General features: G+C 30.5%; 15 protein-coding genes. 6 read left to right on the top strand and 9 right to left on the bottom strand.

What is annotated here, in order from left to right; genetic code table 11:
* Positions 1 to 112: 112 nt before the first annotated feature.
* Both queA and FP421_RS06560 read right to left on the bottom strand, forming a co-directional pair.
* On the bottom strand, positions 113 to 1,165 hold the full coding sequence (gene queA / locus FP421_RS06555; RefSeq protein ID WP_159948825.1) for a tRNA preQ1(34) S-adenosylmethionine ribosyltransferase-isomerase QueA: 1,053 nt from the start codon (positions 1,163 to 1,165) through the stop codon (positions 113 to 115).
* 72 nt (positions 1,166 to 1,237) lie between these two features.
* Positions 1,238 to 2,467 (bottom strand): 3-phosphoshikimate 1-carboxyvinyltransferase, encoded by a 1,230-nt coding sequence (locus FP421_RS06560; RefSeq protein ID WP_159948827.1) that lies wholly within the window; start codon positions 2,465 to 2,467, stop codon positions 1,238 to 1,240.
* A 67-nt stretch (positions 2,468 to 2,534) separates the two neighbouring features.
* On the opposite strand from FP421_RS06560, the gene FP421_RS06565 reads away from it, so the two are divergent.
* Positions 2,535 to 5,642 (top strand): WD40/YVTN/BNR-like repeat-containing protein, encoded by a 3,108-nt coding sequence (locus FP421_RS06565; RefSeq protein WP_159948829.1) that lies wholly within the window; start codon positions 2,535 to 2,537, stop codon positions 5,640 to 5,642.
* Here the strand turns inward: FP421_RS06565 and FP421_RS06570 are convergent.
* From FP421_RS06570 to FP421_RS06585, 4 genes are all read right to left on the bottom strand, one after another.
* Complete coding sequence (locus FP421_RS06570; protein WP_159948831.1) at positions 5,639 to 6,340, bottom strand: crotonase/enoyl-CoA hydratase family protein; 702 nt, start codon at positions 6,338 to 6,340, stop codon at positions 5,639 to 5,641. The two genes, FP421_RS06565 and FP421_RS06570, sit on opposite strands and share 4 nt — an antisense overlap.
* Positions 6,341 to 6,417: 77 nt before the next feature.
* Positions 6,418 to 6,789, bottom strand: a complete 372-nt coding sequence (gene crcB, locus FP421_RS06575; protein WP_159948833.1) for a fluoride efflux transporter CrcB — start codon at positions 6,787 to 6,789, stop codon at positions 6,418 to 6,420.
* The gene (locus tag FP421_RS06580) at positions 6,789 to 7,751 is read right to left on the bottom strand and encodes a BT_3928 family protein (RefSeq protein ID WP_159948835.1); all 963 of its coding nucleotides are present in this window, start codon (positions 7,749 to 7,751) and stop codon (positions 6,789 to 6,791) included. Before FP421_RS06580 ends, crcB begins: the two co-directional genes overlap by 1 nt.
* 99 nt (positions 7,752 to 7,850) lie before the next feature.
* Positions 7,851 to 8,387, bottom strand: coding sequence for a DUF1599 domain-containing protein (locus tag FP421_RS06585; protein ID WP_159948837.1), 537 nt, complete (start codon positions 8,385 to 8,387; stop codon positions 7,851 to 7,853).
* Between the two features lie 82 nt (positions 8,388 to 8,469).
* Here FP421_RS06585 and FP421_RS06590 point away from each other — a divergent pair, with 82 nt between their 5' ends.
* From FP421_RS06590 to cdaA, 4 genes are all read left to right on the top strand, one after another.
* Positions 8,470 to 9,051: an LOG family protein gene (locus tag FP421_RS06590; protein ID WP_159948839.1), complete on the top strand. Its 582-nt coding sequence runs from the start codon at positions 8,470 to 8,472 to the stop codon at positions 9,049 to 9,051.
* On the top strand, positions 9,051 to 9,875 hold the full coding sequence (gene folP / locus FP421_RS06595; protein WP_159948841.1) for a dihydropteroate synthase: 825 nt from the start codon (positions 9,051 to 9,053) through the stop codon (positions 9,873 to 9,875). The genes FP421_RS06590 and folP overlap by 1 nt, the downstream gene beginning before the upstream one ends.
* Before the next feature lie 308 nt (positions 9,876 to 10,183).
* Positions 10,184 to 10,783, top strand: coding sequence for an ExbD/TolR family protein (locus FP421_RS06600; protein ID WP_159948843.1), 600 nt, complete (start codon positions 10,184 to 10,186; stop codon positions 10,781 to 10,783).
* 58 nt (positions 10,784 to 10,841) lie between these two features.
* Positions 10,842 to 11,618, top strand: a complete 777-nt coding sequence (gene cdaA / locus FP421_RS06605) for a diadenylate cyclase CdaA (RefSeq protein WP_159948845.1) — start codon at positions 10,842 to 10,844, stop codon at positions 11,616 to 11,618.
* On the opposite strand, the gene FP421_RS06610 is transcribed toward cdaA, so the two are convergent.
* Both FP421_RS06610 and truA read right to left on the bottom strand, forming a co-directional pair.
* Positions 11,615 to 13,381, bottom strand: coding sequence for an ABC transporter ATP-binding protein (locus FP421_RS06610; RefSeq protein WP_159948847.1), 1,767 nt, complete (start codon positions 13,379 to 13,381; stop codon positions 11,615 to 11,617). The genes cdaA and FP421_RS06610 overlap by 4 nt on opposite strands.
* Positions 13,382 to 13,384: 3 nt before the next feature.
* Complete coding sequence (truA, locus tag FP421_RS06615; protein WP_159948849.1) at positions 13,385 to 14,110, bottom strand: tRNA pseudouridine(38-40) synthase TruA; 726 nt, start codon at positions 14,108 to 14,110, stop codon at positions 13,385 to 13,387.
* A gap of 99 nt (positions 14,111 to 14,209) precedes the next feature.
* Between truA and FP421_RS06620 the strand changes: the two genes are divergently transcribed.
* Positions 14,210 to 14,707 (top strand): metallophosphoesterase family protein, encoded by a 498-nt coding sequence (locus FP421_RS06620; protein ID WP_159948851.1) that lies wholly within the window; start codon positions 14,210 to 14,212, stop codon positions 14,705 to 14,707.
* Here FP421_RS06620 and FP421_RS06625 read toward each other — a convergent pair.
* The gene (locus tag FP421_RS06625) at positions 14,694 to 16,493 is read right to left on the bottom strand and encodes a tetratricopeptide repeat-containing sensor histidine kinase (RefSeq protein WP_159948853.1); all 1,800 of its coding nucleotides are present in this window, start codon (positions 16,491 to 16,493) and stop codon (positions 14,694 to 14,696) included. The two genes, FP421_RS06620 and FP421_RS06625, sit on opposite strands and share 14 nt — an antisense overlap.
* Between the last annotated feature and the right edge of the window lie 14 nt (positions 16,494 to 16,507).

Raw genomic sequence — 16,507 nt, forward strand, 5'->3', positions numbered from 1 at the left:
ATTAAAACCTTTTAATTTGGTTGAAACACAAGTAAAAACAACAATAATATATCAAAAAAAACTGACACTTAAATTAAGTATCAGTTTTTATTATTGATCTGATATTTTAAAATTATTCTAAAATTAGCATAGCGTCTCCGTAAGTAGAAAATCTATATTTTTCTTTAATCGCCTCTTGATACGCTTCCATTAAAAAGTCATATCCTGCAAATGCAGCAGTCATCATCATTAAGGTAGATTTTGGCGCGTGAAAATTAGAAATCATTGCGTTTGCAATACTAAAATCGTAAGGTGGAAAAATAAATTTATTTGTCCAACCTTCAAACTCGTTTAACTGCTGATTAGAAGAAACTGAAGATTCAATTGTTCTCATCACAGTAGTTCCTACCGCACAAACTCTTCTTTTTTCTGCTTTGGCTTTATTGATTTTTTCTGCTGATGCAGCTGGAATAATGATTTGCTCAGAATCCATTTTATGTTTCGATAAATCTTCAACCTCTACAGGACTAAAAGTTCCTAAGCCAACGTGTAATGTTGTTTCAGCAAAATCTACTCCTTTAATTTCTAATCTTTTTAATAAGTGTTTAGAAAAGTGTAATCCTGCTGTTGGCGCTGCAACTGCACCTTCGTGTTTTGCATAAATTGTTTGGTAACGCTCTTCGTCTTCTGGCTCAACTTCTCTATTGATAAACTTTGGTAAAGGTGTTTCACCTAGTTCTAATAATTTTGCTCTAAACTCTTCGTAAGAACCATCAAATAAGAAACGTAACGTTCTTCCTCTTGAAGTTGTATTGTCAATAACTTCTGCAACTAAACTATCGTCTTCACCAAAAAACAATTTATTTCCAATTCTTATTTTTCTTGCAGGGTCTACTAAAACATCCCAAAGTCTGTTTTCAGCATTTAGTTCTCTTAGTAAAAAAACTTCGATTCTTGCTCCAGTTTTTTCTTTATTTCCAAACATTCTAGCAGGAAAAACTTTGGTATTGTTTAACATTAAAACATCACCTTCATCAAAATAATTGATTAAATCTTTGAACATTTTATGTTCAATAGTTCCATCTTTTTTGTTCAACACCATCAAACGAGACTCATCTCTATGTTCTGCTGGGTATTGTGCAATTAATTCTTCTGGTAATTCAAATTCAAAATTGGATAATTTCATACGTATGTTTCTTGTAAAAGCTGCAAATATACGATATCGAAATAGGCGTTGTCAAGTGTTTGACAATATAATTTAGAGTTTATCTATTTTAATCCCAATTTGTTGCATATCATCCCAAAATTTTTGATACGATTTTGTAACCACTTCTGCATCTAAAATCTGAATAGGCACTTTTAATGCTAAAGGAGCAAAAGCCATTGCCATTCTGTGATCGTTATACGTTTTAATGGAAATATTCTTATTAATTTCTGATGATTTTTCTAAGTGTAAACTTTTATCTGTTACAGCAATAGTTGCACCTAATTTGGTTAACTCATCATGCAATGCTACCAACCTATCTGTTTCTTTAATTTTTAAGGTGTGTAAACCTGATAAATCACAAGAAATCCCTTCAGAAAAGCAAGTTACTGCAATAGTTTGAGCAATATCTGGAGCGTTTTTTAAGTCAATTTCTAAAGTTGATTTGTTAGTTTCTTTTACTTTTTTTAGAATGATCGTGTTTTCTTTAAAAACCGTTTCCACTCCAAAATGTTGGTAAATTTCAGCCAAACAAGAATCTCCTTGTAAACTTTCTTTTTTGTAAGCTGATAATTGAATCACAGAACCAATTTCTGAAGATGCAATTATCGAATAAAAATAACTTGCAGAAGACCAATCTGACTCTACAACAACAGTTTGTTGCTCTATTGATTTTTTTGGGTAAACGTTAATCTTATTTCTTTCAAAAGAATTTTCAATTCCCAATTGCGTTAACAAACTCAAGGTCATATTGATATAAGGTACAGAAGTTATTTTTCCAAGTAATTCAATTTCTAAACCTTGTGCTAACTTTGATGCAATCAACAATAATGATGAAATGTATTGGCTACTTACATTACCATTAATTTTAACTTTGTTTCTAGTGATATTTTTACCTTTAATGCGTATTGGTGGATAGCCAACTTTATCTTCATAAGAAATATCAGCGCCCAAATCTTGTAATGCATTTACTAAAATTTCAATAGGCCTATTTTGCATTCTTTCAGAACCTGTCAATACAACTTCTCTACCTTCTTTAACAGCAAAATAAGATGTTAAAAAACGCATCGCTGTACCAGCATGACCAATATCTACAATTTCTTCATCTGTGGAAAGTGCATGTTGCATGTGCACAGAATCATCAGAATCTGATAAATTATCAATCAAAATTTCAGAAAATAAATTCTGTAGAATTAACAATCTATTTGATTCGCTTTTAGAACCAGAAATGGTAATTTGCTCTCTAATCTTTTTATTTTCTAAAATATTTAACAGTATATCCATTTTCTAAACGCTGTAATCAGATTTAAAATCCTTATTTTTATTATCTTAATTTTCAAACTACCAACTTATGAAAAAATTAATTTTCCTTACAATTAGTGTGTTTTTTATAACAAATGCCAAAGTTAATGCACAAAAGAAATCTACCAAAGTTTCTGAAGAATATTTTAGCGCGGTAAAATGGCGAAATATAGGACCTTTTAGAGGCGGAAGAAGTGCTGCTGTAACTGGCGTTCCTGGAAAAGCAAATCTTTTTTACATGGGAGCTACTGGTGGTGGAGTTTGGAGAACTAATGATGCTGGAAATACTTGGGAGAATATTTCTGACGGTTTTTTTGGAGGTTCTGTGGGTGCTGTAGCAGTTTCTGAATCTGACAATAATGTGATGTATGTTGGTATGGGAGAAAAAACCGTTCGTGGAAATGTATCATCTGGTGATGGAATGTGGAAATCTGAAAATGCGGGTAAAACCTGGCGTCATATAGGTTTAAAAAATGCACGCCATATTCCAAGAGTTCGAATTCACCCTAAAAATCCAGATGTTGTTTTTGCAGGTGTTTTAGGTGATTTGTACAAACCAACTCAAGAAAGGGGTGTATATAAATCTACTGATGGTGGTGAAACTTGGCGTAAAGTTCTTTTTTCGAATGAAAATGCTGGTGTTGTTGATCTAATTATAGATCCTAATAATCCAAGAATTTTATATGCTACAACTTGGAATGTAAGGAGAACTCCTTACAGTTTATCCTCTGGTGGAGAAGGTTCTGCAATCTGGAAAAGTACAGATTCAGGCGAAACTTGGACAAACATTTCAACGAACAAAGGGTTACCAAAAGGAATTTGGGGAATTAGCGGAGTAACAGTTTCTCCCGTAAATTCTAATATTGTTTGGGCTTTGATTGAAAATAAAAAAGGTGGTATTTACAAATCTACAGACGCTGGTAAAACATGGCGTTTGATAAATTCTGAAAGAAAATTACGTCAAAGAGCTTGGTATTATACACGTTTGTATGCAGACACTCAAAATGAAGATATTTTATATGTCTTAAATGTACGTTATCATAAATCTACAGATGGTGGAAAAACCTACAAAACATACAATGCTCCTCATGGAGATCATCACGATTTATGGATTGCACCAGAAGACAATCAAAGAATGATTATTGGTGATGATGGTGGTGCTCAAATTTCTTTTGATGCTGGTATTAATTGGAGTACAATGAATAACCAACCAACTTCTCAATTTTACAGAGTAACTACAGACAATCATTTTCCTTATCGAATTTTAGCAGCACAACAAGACAATTCTACGGTTCGAATTTCTCATAGAACTTCTGGACGATTTATAACTGATTCAGATTGGTCTTCTACCGCTGGTGGAGAGAGTGCTCATATTGCAGCAGATCCTTTAAATAGTGATATTGTTTACGGTGGTAGTTATGGTGGGTTTCTAACTAGAGTTAATCACAAAACCAATGAAACTAGAGCTATTAATGTTTGGCCAGATGATCCTATGGGTCATGGAGCTGAAGATTTTAAGTATCGTTTTCAGTGGAATTTTCCAATTTTCTTTTCTCCTAATAACAAAAAACGATTATATGCAGCATCTAATCATTTACATGTTACAGAAAATGAAGGTCAGTCTTGGAAAGTAATTAGTCCAGATTTAACTAGAAACGATCCCAAAACATTAGGTCCTTCTGGTGGACCAATCACCAAAGACAATACAGGTGTTGAGTATTATGGAACCATTTTCGCAGCAACTGAATCTCCTTTAGAACCAGGTTTAATTTGGACTGGTTCTGATGATGGTTTGGTACATGTTTCTAAAAATAATGGGCAATCATGGGATAATGTTACTCCTAGAAAAATGCCAGAATGGATGATGATTAACTGCATTGAAATTGACCCTTTTACAAAAGGTGGAGCTTATATTGTTGGTACAAAATATAAAACTGGAGATTATCAACCTTACCTCTATAAAACCGAAAATTATGGTAAATCTTGGAAAAAAATTACTAATGGAATTGGAGAAGAAGATTTTACAAGAGCTTTAAGAGCAGATCCAAAACGTAAAGGTTTATTATACGCAGGTACAGAAAGAGGAATGTATATTTCTTTTGATGATGGTAAAAACTGGCAATCTTTCAAACAAAATCTTCCAATTGTACCTATTACAGATTTAGCTATTAAAGATGATAATTTAATTGCTGCAACTCAAGGTCGTTCACTTTGGATTATTGATGATTTAACACCTTTACATCAACTAAACTCATCTACTTTAAAACAAGATATTGTGTTGTTTAAACCTAAAGATGCTTACAACATGAGTGGTGGAAGAGGAAGAACCTCAAAAACCATGGGAACCAATCATCCTGGAGGAGTTGCCATCAATTACTACATTAAAGAAAAAGGTGAAAAAGATATAGTGTCTTTATCTATTTATGATGCCAATGACAACCTTATTAAAAAATATAGCACAAAACCTAATAAAGAAAAAAAGGAAGAAAATTTAAAAGTAGAAGACGGTAATAATATTTTCTACTGGAATATGATGTACGATGGTGCAGAAAGCGTAAAAGGCATGATTTTATGGTGGGCTTCTCTAAGTGGACCAATGGCACTACCTGGAAACTATAAAGTAGAACTTGCTGTGAATGACGCAAAAATGAGTCAAGTGTTTTCTATTTTAAAGAATCCTATGTCTGAAGCTACTGAAGCCGATATGAAGGCACAATTTGATTTCATTAATAGCATTAATTCTAAAATGACAGAAATTCATAAAGCCTTAAAGAATGTAAAGAAAATTCGTGCTCAAGTTGCCCTGTTAAAGAAATCTGTAAAAGACAAAAAGAAACACAAAACATTGTTAGATTATGCTGATGCTTTAGTAAAAGACATGACAAAAGTTGAGGAAACTTTATATCAAACAAAGTCTAAAAGTGGACAAGATCCGCTGAATTTCCCTATTAGATTAAATAACAAATTAGGGCATTTAAACTCGTTAACTAGAATTGGTAATTACGCTCCAACACAACAAGCAATTGATTTTAAGAATGAAATCACCAAAGATATTGATGTTGAGTTAGCTAAACTTTACGCTATTTTTAATACTCGAGTAAAAGAATTGAATAAAAAAGTAAAAGAAAGTGATATTGATTTAATTCAGTTAGATTAAGGGTTGATAGAAATATCATCTTCTAAATCTAATTGAATGGCTTTCTGTAAATCTTGCAAATGCTGTTGTCGAACTTTTAGTTTGGTTTCAGCATGTGCTTTTGTATTCAGTTTTGCAAACAATTCTGCTGCTTTAGTTGCTTTTGCTAATAACTGATTTTCAGGAACGATAACATCTAAAAAACCAGCAGCTATAGCTTGCTTTGGATTAAAAATTTCTGCATTATTGACACATCTATTGAGGTATACTTCAGACAATCGTGCTTTGGCTATAGCTATTCCTGCATAGTGCATTGTCATGCCAATTTGAACTTCATTTAATCCTATTTTAAAATCACCTTCTACACCAATTCTATAATCTGATGACAATAATAAAAAAGCTCCTTTTGCAATAGCATGACCAGAACAAGCAATAATAATTGGATGTGGAAAAGCTAACATTCTTAAAGACAATTGAGACCCATTTATAACCAATTCTTTGGCAGCTGTAGGCGATTTTGTCATCACTTTTAAATCAAAACCCGCAGAAAATATTCCTGGTTGACCTGTTAAAATAACAACCTTATGATCTTGTTGTGCTTTATCTAAACCATCATTTAATCCTTGAATTACTTCATGAGAAATTGCATTGGCTTTTCCGTTGTTAATCGTAATAATAGCATAGTTTTCTTTAGATTGATATTTAACAAATTCGTTCATGATCTTTTATTCTTTTTGTTTTCGACACAAATTTGATCATTATTCACAAATTCAATCGAATTGACATTAATATAATTCTATAAAAATTTAATAAAGTATATTCCTGCAAAGACAGCTAAGAAGCCCACTACAAAACTTGCAATGGTATAGAAAGCAAATGTGGTAAAATCTCCCGATTTTAGTAAGATATGATTTTCATAAGCAAACGTAGAAAATGTAGTAAATCCACCACAAAATCCAGTAGCTAATAACAGTGTGTGATTTTGAGAAATTGCATCATTTTTGGCAGCATACCCTAAAATGATTCCAATAAACAAACTACCTAAAATATTGGCTGCAAAAGTACCTAATGGAATTCCGCTTTCAAGATTATTTAGCCATTTTCCAACAAGAAAACGTAAAGCACTTCCAAATCCACCACCAATAAAAACCAATAGTAATTGTTTCATTATAGTTCTATTTCATCAACATCTACCCAATTTTTCTTTTGAGTAACTGTTCCTTTATTTAAAATCATAACTCCTGGATTTGCACGAATCATTGTTTTTAATGTAGTTTCATCACAAAATAAAAACTCAAAAGGTAAGTTGTATTTTTCTTTAGCTGCCAACAAATCATCTGTAAAAGAAGCTGAAACTCCGTAAACAGTATATCCTTTATTCTTAGCTTTTGATGTGATTTCTTTGATGTTTGGGAAACCATTTTTATCAACTTTATCTAAGTTATAAATGATTACCAACATCAATTTTTCCTTTTTTAACAATTCTGGTGCTAAATCTGCTTGCGCATCTTCTAACATAAAATCGTGTACTGGAGGAATACTTCCGTCTTCAGGAAACTGCATTCCTTCTACTAAATTTTTACCTACTGCATATGCTCTAAAATCTATAATTGGTAAATGCGTTAACACATGTTGCACAATAAACATAAACAATCCTAAAGCAATTAAAGTGATCAATTTTGGAATTTTACCTCCAAAAATAGGCTTTATCAAATCTACTTTAATCACTAATACAATGATGAATGCAATTAAAATAACGTTTTTATAAAAAGTTTCCCAAGGCGTGAGTTTAATAGCATCTCCAAAACAACCACAATCTGTAACTTTATTATAATAAGCAGAATACCAAGTTAAAAACAAGAATATGAGTGTAAGAATTAATAAACTCCAAACTGTAATTTTTGATTTATAACCGATTAAAATCATAACACCTAAAAGGATTTCTGCTACAATTAACAAAATAGCAAATGGTAATGCAAACGGAATTAGAAACTCCATATTTAAAACCGATTCAGAAAAGTATTCTTGAAATTTATATTGCGAACCAATTGGATCTACCAATTTTACAAAGCCCGAAAAAATAAATAAGGCTCCTACTATGATTCTTGCAATTTGTACTAGTATTTTCATGTTATTATTTTAGACTTCTCGATACAATTTTCTTCATTCTTCAGAAAATTACTCGAAGTGACAGAAACGTATTGCTTTATTACTTTAAAAATTTCTAACTCATTCACCTAAATGAATCATTGCAAAAACAGCGTAGTTAATCATGTCTTGGTAATTAGCATCAATACCTTCAGAAACTAATGTTTTGCCTTTGTTATCTTCAATCTGTTTGACACGTAATAATTTTTGCAAAATCAAATCAGTTAATGATGATACCCTCATATCTCTCCATGCTTCACCATAATCATGATTTTTATTCAACATCAATTCTTTAGTAATTTTTGCATGCTTGTCGTACATTTCAGTAGCTTCCTCTGTATTTATATCAGGATTTTCAACCACACCTTTTTCCAACTGAATCAATGCCATAATGGAGTAATTAATAATTCCAATAAACTCAGACTTTTCTCCTTCATCAACTTTACGCACCTCATTTTCTTGCAACTGACGAATTCTTTGTGCTTTGATAAATATTTGATCGGTTAAAGATGGTAAACGTAAAATTCTCCACGCAGCTCCATAATCAGACATTTTTTTAATGAATAAACTTCTACATTCATTGATGACAGCATCGTATTGTTTTGAGGTATCTTGCATTTTTCGATTAAAGTATTTTTGTAAAAATAGTAAATCTAAGCACCTTTTCATTTATTTTTGTTAGGAATTTTTTAGAAATCAAATGAATAAAATTGTTGTTTTTTGTGGTTCTAGTTTAGGGTTTAATCCTATTTACAAAGAAGCTGCTATAGAATTGGGAAATTATTTTGTTAACAACAATATTGGTTTGGTTTATGGTGGAGGAAAAATAGGAATGATGGGCGTTCTTGCAGACACCATTCTTTCTCAAAAAGGTGAAGTTATTGGAGTTATTCCTAAGTTATTAGAGAAAGAAGAAGTTGTTCATGCTGACGTTGAGGAAATGATTGTTTGCAAAAACATGAGTTCACGAAAAGTGATTATGAGTAAGTTAATAGATGGTTACATTACGCTTCCTGGAGGATTTGGAACCTTGGACGAACTCTTTGAAGCTTTGACTTTAAATCAATTACACATAGAACAAAAACCTGTAGGATTGTTAAATATCAACGGATTTTTTGATGCCACTTTACAACAATTAGACAGAATGGTTGAAGAAGGATATTTAAAACCTGAGAATAGAAATCTCTTATTGGTTGGCTATTCTATCAATAATTTGATGCAGAAAATGACCAACTACACAGCTCCAAAAATTAGTCATATAATCAATAAAGTAGTTCGCTAATGACAATTAATTGCAAAGGCAAATTGATCAATTTATCCTCGCCTAAAGTAATGGGTATTTTAAATATTACTCCAGATTCTTTTTATGATGGTGGAAAGTATAAAAATGAGTCAGAAATACTTTCTCAAACCGAAAAAATGTTGATAGAAGGTGCCACTTTTATTGATGTTGGTGCTTATTCATCAAGACCAGGAGCTGCTCATATTTCTGAAGAAGAAGAGCTACACAGAATAGTTCCAGTTATAGAGTTACTAAGTAAAGAATTTCCTGAAATCATTATTTCTGTAGACACTTTTAGAAGTAAAATAGCAAAAGAAACTATAGCTTCTGGCGCAGCCATTATTAATGATATCTCTGGAGGAAACATGGATGTTAAAATGTTTGATACTGTGGCAAACTTGCAAGTCCCTTATATTTTAATGCACATGTTAGGAACTCCTCAGAACATGCAAAAAAACCCTGTTTATGATGATGTGATCAAAGACATTATTTATTTTTTTGCTGCTCAGATCTACAAATTACATCAACTAAAACTCAATGATGTTATTATTGATGTTGGGTTTGGTTTTGGAAAAACCATAGATCATAATTTTGAAATTCTCAAAAATTTATCCTTATTTAAAAGTTTAGACGTTCCTATTTTAGCTGGTATTTCAAGAAAATCAATGTTGTACAAAACCTTAGATATTACTGCACAAGAAGCTTTAAATGCTACTACTTCTGCCAATACTATTGCATTGCTAAATGGTGCAAACATTTTACGAGTTCATGATGTTAAAGAAGCTGTTGAAGCCATAAAAATTGTGAATCAAGTTACTTTTTAAGATTAGAAGCTATTTCCTGCTTTTCAGTACATCTTTTTAATTGTGTTCTCGATATAAATTTGTTCATTCTTCACAAATTCACTCGAACTGACAATTAAAAAGGATATAGTTTATCTTGAGCGTAGTCAAAAGGTTTCAATCAGGGCTAAACGTATTTGTCAACTTATTTTAAAAAAGTTGGCACTTTTATTGTTAAAGATATGTTAACGCCAAAACTCAACTTAGTCAAACTTTAAATTAATGACTTTTCGACTTCGCTCGAAGAGACATTGAAAAATAAATTTATTAACTTTTAAAAACTAAGTATTATGAGTAGAAAACAATTGCCAGAAATTAATGCTGGCTCAATGGCAGACATTGCATTTTTATTATTAATCTTCTTTTTGGTAACAACAACCTTACAAGTAGATGCAGGAATTGCAAGGAAGATTCCAAAGCAACAGGAAACACCTCCAATCAATCTCAATGAACGGAACATTCTAGAAGTTAACCTCAACAAAAACAACGAATTATTTGTTGATGGTAAAATTATCAAATTGTCTGAATTAAAACAGATAGCCATCAACTTTATAGATAATGGTGGTGGATTAGATATCAACAAAAAAACTTGTGATTGGTGCGAAGGCAAACAAGATAAAACATCATCAGATCATCCATCAAAAGCTATCATATCAATACAAACAGATAGATTGACAAATTACGAAACCTATATTTCAACTTTAGATGTTATAAATTCAGCGTATACACATTTAAGAAATACATTATCTGTTAAATTGTATCATCAGAATTATGAGAGTTTATTGGATGAGTTAAATTTATCAAACAATAACAATCTTGAAGTTCAAGAAAAAATTAAATTGATTCGAGAAAAATATCCATTATTACTTTCGGATGCAGAAATAAACTAACTCTATTGATTTGAGTAAATTTATTAGTATTTTAGCCTAAAATCAAGGTTCCTTTTTTATGTTCGATTTTATTGAATTTTCTTTGTTAGATGTTTTAGACATTCTTTTAGTGGCAACACTACTCTACTACATTTACAAATTATTAAAAGGTACTGTTGCCATTAATATTGTTATTGGTATTGCATTTATTTTTTTAATCTGGAAAATAACACAAGCTTTAAAAATGGAAATGTTAAGTGGTATTTTAGGCTACTTACTTTCTGGAGGAGTAATTGCCTTAATCATTGTTTTTCAACAAGAAATTCGAAAGTTTTTATTGATGATTGGTACCACAAATTTCACCAACAAACGAAGTTTTTTTAAACAATTAAAGTTTTTACAGACCGAAATAGCTTCAGAAATTGACACAGATACTATCTTAGACGCTTGTAAAAAAATGTCGAAAACAAAGACGGGTGCTTTAATTGTTATTGAACGAACTAATGCTTTAGATTTTTTAATTAATACAGGAGATTCTATGAATGCTGTTTTGAACGAAGTTTTATTAGAAAGTATTTTTTACAAAAATAGTCCGTTACACGATGGTGCTTTAATTATTAGAGATAATTATATTGTAGCCACAAGAGTAGTACTACCAATTTCTGATAGCGCAAAAATTCCTGCTAGATTTGGCTTAAGACATAGAGCTGCTATTGGTGTTTCAGAAAAAACAGATGCAGTGTGTTTATTGGTTTCTGAGGAAACAGGAGAGATTTCTTACATTAAAGATGGTGGTTTTGAACTTTATTCTGATTATGAAGAACTTAATGAAAAATTGAAAAAAGATTTGATTTAAGAAGCCAATTCCATTGCAAATTGCTTTTCATATAAATTTTTATAATACCCTTCATTTTTCTTCAGTAGTTCATTGTGAGTTCCTTCTTCTACGATCAATCCTTTATCCATCACAATAATTTTATCTGCTTGTTTTATTGTTGCTAACCTGTGTGCAATTACAATTGATGTCCTACCTTTTGTAATGGTTTCTGTTGCATACTGAATCATTTTTTCTGCTTGCGCGTCTACAGAAGAAGTTGCTTCATCTAAAATTAAAATACTAGGTTTACTTACATAAGCTCTTAAAAATGCAATCAATTGTCTTTGTCCTGATGATAACATTGCACCTCTTTCTTTTACATTATAATGATAACCACCTGGAAGTGTCATAATAAAATCGTGAATTCCAATTTGTTTTGCTGCTTTTTCAACTTCTTGTAAAGTGATGTTTTCATCCTTTAAAGTGATATTATTTAAGATGGAATCTGAAAACAGAAAAACATCTTGTAAAACAATTGCAACTTGATCTCGTAAACTATCCAAAGTATATTGGTTGATAGCAATATCATCCACAGAAATAACACCTGCATCAATTTCATAAAAACGATTGATCAAATTGATAATGGTTGATTTCCCTGCTCCTGTTGCTCCTACAATTGCAATAGTTTGCCCTGATTTCACATCCAAAGAAACCCCTTTCAAGACTTCCTCGTCTTCAACATAACTAAACCTAACATTGTTAAATTTGATGTTTCCTTTTAAATTTTCTGCCTTTATTGTTCCGTTTTTAACGATGCTACTTTGTGTATCTATTACTTTAAAAACACGTTCACCAGAGACAATTCCCATTTGTAACTGGTTGAATTTATCTGCAATTTGACGCAATGGTCTAAATAACATTTGGGCCATTTGTACAAAAGCCATTACTGTTCCTGGACCAGGAACTTCACCTGTAATAATTTGTTTACTTCCAAACCAAACAATTAAACCAATACCAATAGATGATAAAATCTCAGCAATTGGAAAAAATATGGAGAAATACCATATGGTTTTTATATAAGCTTGTTTGTGCTTATTGTTGATATCCATAAAGTTTTTATACTCTATTTTTTCACGGTTAAAGAGTTGTACAATTTTCATTCCTGTAACTCTTTCTTGCACAAATCCATTTAAATTGGCTACCTGATTTCTTACTTCTTGAAAAGTAGCTTTTATGGCTTTTTGAAAAACACGAGTTGCATAAATTAAAATAGGTAACACAGAAATTGCTATTAAAGCTAACTTCCAATTGAAATAAAACATTAAGAAAATTACAGCAAACATTTGTAGAACATCACTTACAATAGTAAACACACCACTACTAAAAAAAGCAGCAATAGTTTCAATGTCAGAAACCACTCTTGTCACCAATTTTCCAACAGAATTCTTATCAAAATAAGACATTTTAAACTGTAGAATATGTCTAAATATTTTAGCCCTTATATCTCTAATTATATGTTGACCAACCCAATTTGCAAAGTAAATGAAAGAGAAACGTAACAATACTTCTAAAATAATAACTCCAAACATAAGAATGATATTATTAATCAATCCTTGAGAGTCTTTTTCTGTAATGTATTTATCTACTGTTTCTTTTATTAAATAAGGATTCAATAAAGAAACACAAGCCAATAAAATTGTAGAGGCAGATGCTATAAAAAAATTGAGTTTGTAGCGTTTTGCAAAAGACATCAATCTTAAGAAGATTTGTAAATCGAATGCTTTTCCTGTTTTATCTGCCAAAATCTAATATTTAATCTGTGTTAAAAATAAGCCTTTTGCAGGAACTGATAACCCTGCATTACTTCTATTTTTACTTTCTATAATTTTTCTAAAATCGTCTTTGGTTATTTTACCAAGACCTACATCAACTAAAGTACCTACAATTGCTCTTACCATATTTCGCAAAAAACGGTTTGCGGTGATGTAAAAAGTAAGTTCTTTGTCTTTTTGTTTCCAAATTGCTTCTGTTATATTACAGTTGTATGTATATACATCTGTTTTCACTTTAGAAAATGTTTGAAAATCTGTGTATTCTAATAGTAATTTAGCGGCATCATTCATCAACTCAATGTCTAATTTTTGAGAGTGAATTTGCCATGAGAAATCTAACAAAAACGGATTTCTACCTAACCAAATCTTGAATTCGTAACTTCTACTCACAGCATCAAAACGTGCGTGCTTTTCATCATCAACTTTTAAAACATTATAAACTACAATATCTTTTGGCAATAATGAATTCATTTTATGAGGAATATCTCCTTTAATTTCTTTATCGATATCAAAATGAGCAAACATTTGTGATGCGTGAACTCCTGTATCTGTTCTACCAGCTCCAACAACTTCAATATTTTTTTGGGTAATTGTACTTACAGCTTTGTTTAGTTTTTCTTGTACAGAAATTACGTCAGGTTGAATTTGCCAACCGTGATAATTTTTTCCATTGTAAGAAAGTTCTATAAAATACCTCAAGAAACTTGTTTTTTGCAGTATTCAAAATTACGGAATTTATTTTGTTATCATTACTTTTGATTCTCACTGAGACGTTAAACTTTTCTTAGTTTTTTTTGAATGAAAAAAATCTTACTATTATCTGATACCCACAGTTATATTGATGACCAAATTTTAAAGTTTGTAAAACAAGCTGATGAAGTTTGGCACGCAGGTGATATTGGAAATTTAAAAGTAACAGACGCTATACAAAATTTAAACCCTTTGAGAGCTGTATATGGTAATATTGATGATAAAAACGCAAGAGCAGAGTTTCCTTTAGATGCAAAATTTGAAGTTGAAAATGTTTTAGTTTGGATGACACATATTGGTGGATATCCTAACAAGTATAATTTGAGAATTCGAGAAGAAATCAATAAAAACCCTCCAAAAATCTTCATTGCAGGTCATTCTCATATTTTAAAAGTACAGTTTGATAAAAAATTAAACTTGCTACATTTAAACCCAGGGGCTGCTGGAAATCACGGTTTTCATAAAGTTAGAACAATGTTACGCTTTGAGCTTGAAAAAGGAGAAATAAAGAGTCTAGAAATTATAGAGTTGGCTAAACGAGGTTAGGTTGCTCTTTTTCTACAACAGGTAGCTCTACTTTTATTTTGGTTCCGTTATTTTTACTAGAGTCGATATGAAAAACACCTTTCATTATTTTAATTCTTGCATCAATTTGATTGATACCTAAACCATCTTTTTGAGTTATTTGGGTTTTATCAAATCCAATACCATTATCTGTTATTGTTAAAAAGAGTTTACCATCTTTCTCTTCTAAGTCAATATTTGCTAAGGATGCTTTACTATGTTTTAAAATATTATTCACAAATTCCTGAATAATATTATATATTTTGATTTCAAAACTCTGCTGATACCTTTTTACTTCACCAAAATTAGTATTTATTTCAATTCGAGAATTGGAGTACTTATCTGCCATATCTTTAATAGCAAATTTTAATCCAAACTTAAGGAGCACAGAAGAAACTAGCGTATGGGACAAATCTCTAATTTTCTGTGATGCCTCTGTGATAATCTCTCTGGTCTTATCTATTTCTACAGGGGCCTTTCCATTAAACTTTCCTTTGGTAGCTTGTAAGTGTAAATTTGCTGAGGATAACAAAGCACTTACACTATCGTGTAAAGTTTCAGCAATCTGCTTTCTTTCAGATTCTTTTCCATCTATTGTGGCGTTTAAAATTCTAACTTGAGAATCTGATCTAATTTTTTCTATTTTTTGGCTTTGAATAAGTTGTGTTTGTGATAACTCTAAACCTAAATTTTTTTGTTTGAGTTTGTAAAAATTAACTCCGTACAATAAAGATAATATTACAATTAAACCACCTATACCAATAATCCAAAAAGTTCTTTGTGCTTTTAATCTTTTATTTTCTTCTTCTTTAAGTAGTAATTTTTTTGCTGATTTAAAATCATATTTAGCATCTAACTCCTCTATCATATTTCTTACCTCTCTATCTCTTAAACTATCTTTAATATTATAAGAAAGTTCTTGAAAAACATAGGCCTTATAGTCTTTTAAAATATATAGATTATAAGCTAAATTAAAGTAAATTTTTTCTCTTACCATAAGCGCTTTACTAGACTTGATGTTCTTGATTAAGTCTAATGCTTTGTAATACGTTTTTTTAGCTTCATTATAATTACTTTCGGATAAATATATATTTGCTAAATTTACTAAAGCTCCAGATTCGTTGACCTTATTGTTTTGTTTTTTATGAATATTAATTGCTTTTTTGGCATAAATCTCTGCCTTATTATACAAAGAGTCATTTAGAAAAATTACAGAAGAATTAGAATAAGCCCTTGATTTTACTTCTAATATGTTACTATTTAATTCTGGTATTTTTTCAACCTCATTATAAAAATACAAAGAACTATCCTTATAAATTTTTAAATTTTCGATACTATTAAGTCTATAAAATATATTACCATATTTTAATAAGGTCTCTGCTTTTATTATATCTCTATTGAAAGACAAGTCTATTTGATTCTGAATATTATCTACATTAATTGAAGTAATATAATTTAAAGTTTTTCTATAATATTTAAGAGCATTTTGATTACTTCTAGTTGCGTAAAAGATATTTGCAATTAAATAATTTACAGAAACTTTTTCATCTAAAGTTAAATTGGTCTTTTCTAAAATTTCTTGAGCAATTTTAAGAGCATTAGTATATTTCTCTTCTTTAAAAAAGTTTTTTGCTTTATAATACTTTATTTTTAAGGAATCTTTTTGAACAAAAGAAGAAGTTGTGTTAGATAACACAACTTCTTTATTTTTAAGGTTTACTAAATTACAGATTAAAAAACCTAATATTATAATTAAATTTAGCTTCAATATTTATATAATAA

This window comes from Polaribacter septentrionalilitoris, from assembly GCF_009832745.1.
Taxonomy (GTDB): domain Bacteria; phylum Bacteroidota; class Bacteroidia; order Flavobacteriales; family Flavobacteriaceae; genus Polaribacter; species Polaribacter septentrionalilitoris.

What these genes read in the sequence shown, in the direction of transcription:
- queA (WP_159948825.1), bottom strand. Translation starts at nt 1,165, where the DNA reads ATGAAATTATCCAATTTTGAATTTGAATTACCAGAAGAATTAATTGCA.
- FP421_RS06560 (WP_159948827.1), bottom strand. Translation starts at nt 2,467, where the DNA reads ATGGATATACTGTTAAATATTTTAGAAAATAAAAAGATTAGAGAGCAA.
- FP421_RS06565 (WP_159948829.1), top strand. Translation starts at nt 2,535, where the DNA reads ATGAAAAAATTAATTTTCCTTACAATTAGTGTGTTTTTTATAACAAAT.
- FP421_RS06570 (WP_159948831.1), bottom strand. Translation starts at nt 6,340, where the DNA reads ATGAACGAATTTGTTAAATATCAATCTAAAGAAAACTATGCTATTATT.
- crcB (WP_159948833.1), bottom strand. Translation starts at nt 6,789, where the DNA reads ATGAAACAATTACTATTGGTTTTTATTGGTGGTGGATTTGGAAGTGCT.
- FP421_RS06580 (WP_159948835.1), bottom strand. Translation starts at nt 7,751, where the DNA reads ATGAAAATACTAGTACAAATTGCAAGAATCATAGTAGGAGCCTTATTT.
- FP421_RS06585 (WP_159948837.1), bottom strand. Translation starts at nt 8,387, where the DNA reads ATGCAAGATACCTCAAAACAATACGATGCTGTCATCAATGAATGTAGA.
- FP421_RS06590 (WP_159948839.1), top strand. Translation starts at nt 8,470, where the DNA reads ATGAATAAAATTGTTGTTTTTTGTGGTTCTAGTTTAGGGTTTAATCCT.
- folP (WP_159948841.1), top strand. Translation starts at nt 9,051, where the DNA reads ATGACAATTAATTGCAAAGGCAAATTGATCAATTTATCCTCGCCTAAA.
- FP421_RS06600 (WP_159948843.1), top strand. Translation starts at nt 10,184, where the DNA reads ATGAGTAGAAAACAATTGCCAGAAATTAATGCTGGCTCAATGGCAGAC.
- cdaA (WP_159948845.1), top strand. Translation starts at nt 10,842, where the DNA reads ATGTTCGATTTTATTGAATTTTCTTTGTTAGATGTTTTAGACATTCTT.
- FP421_RS06620 (WP_159948851.1), top strand. Translation starts at nt 14,210, where the DNA reads ATGAAAAAAATCTTACTATTATCTGATACCCACAGTTATATTGATGAC.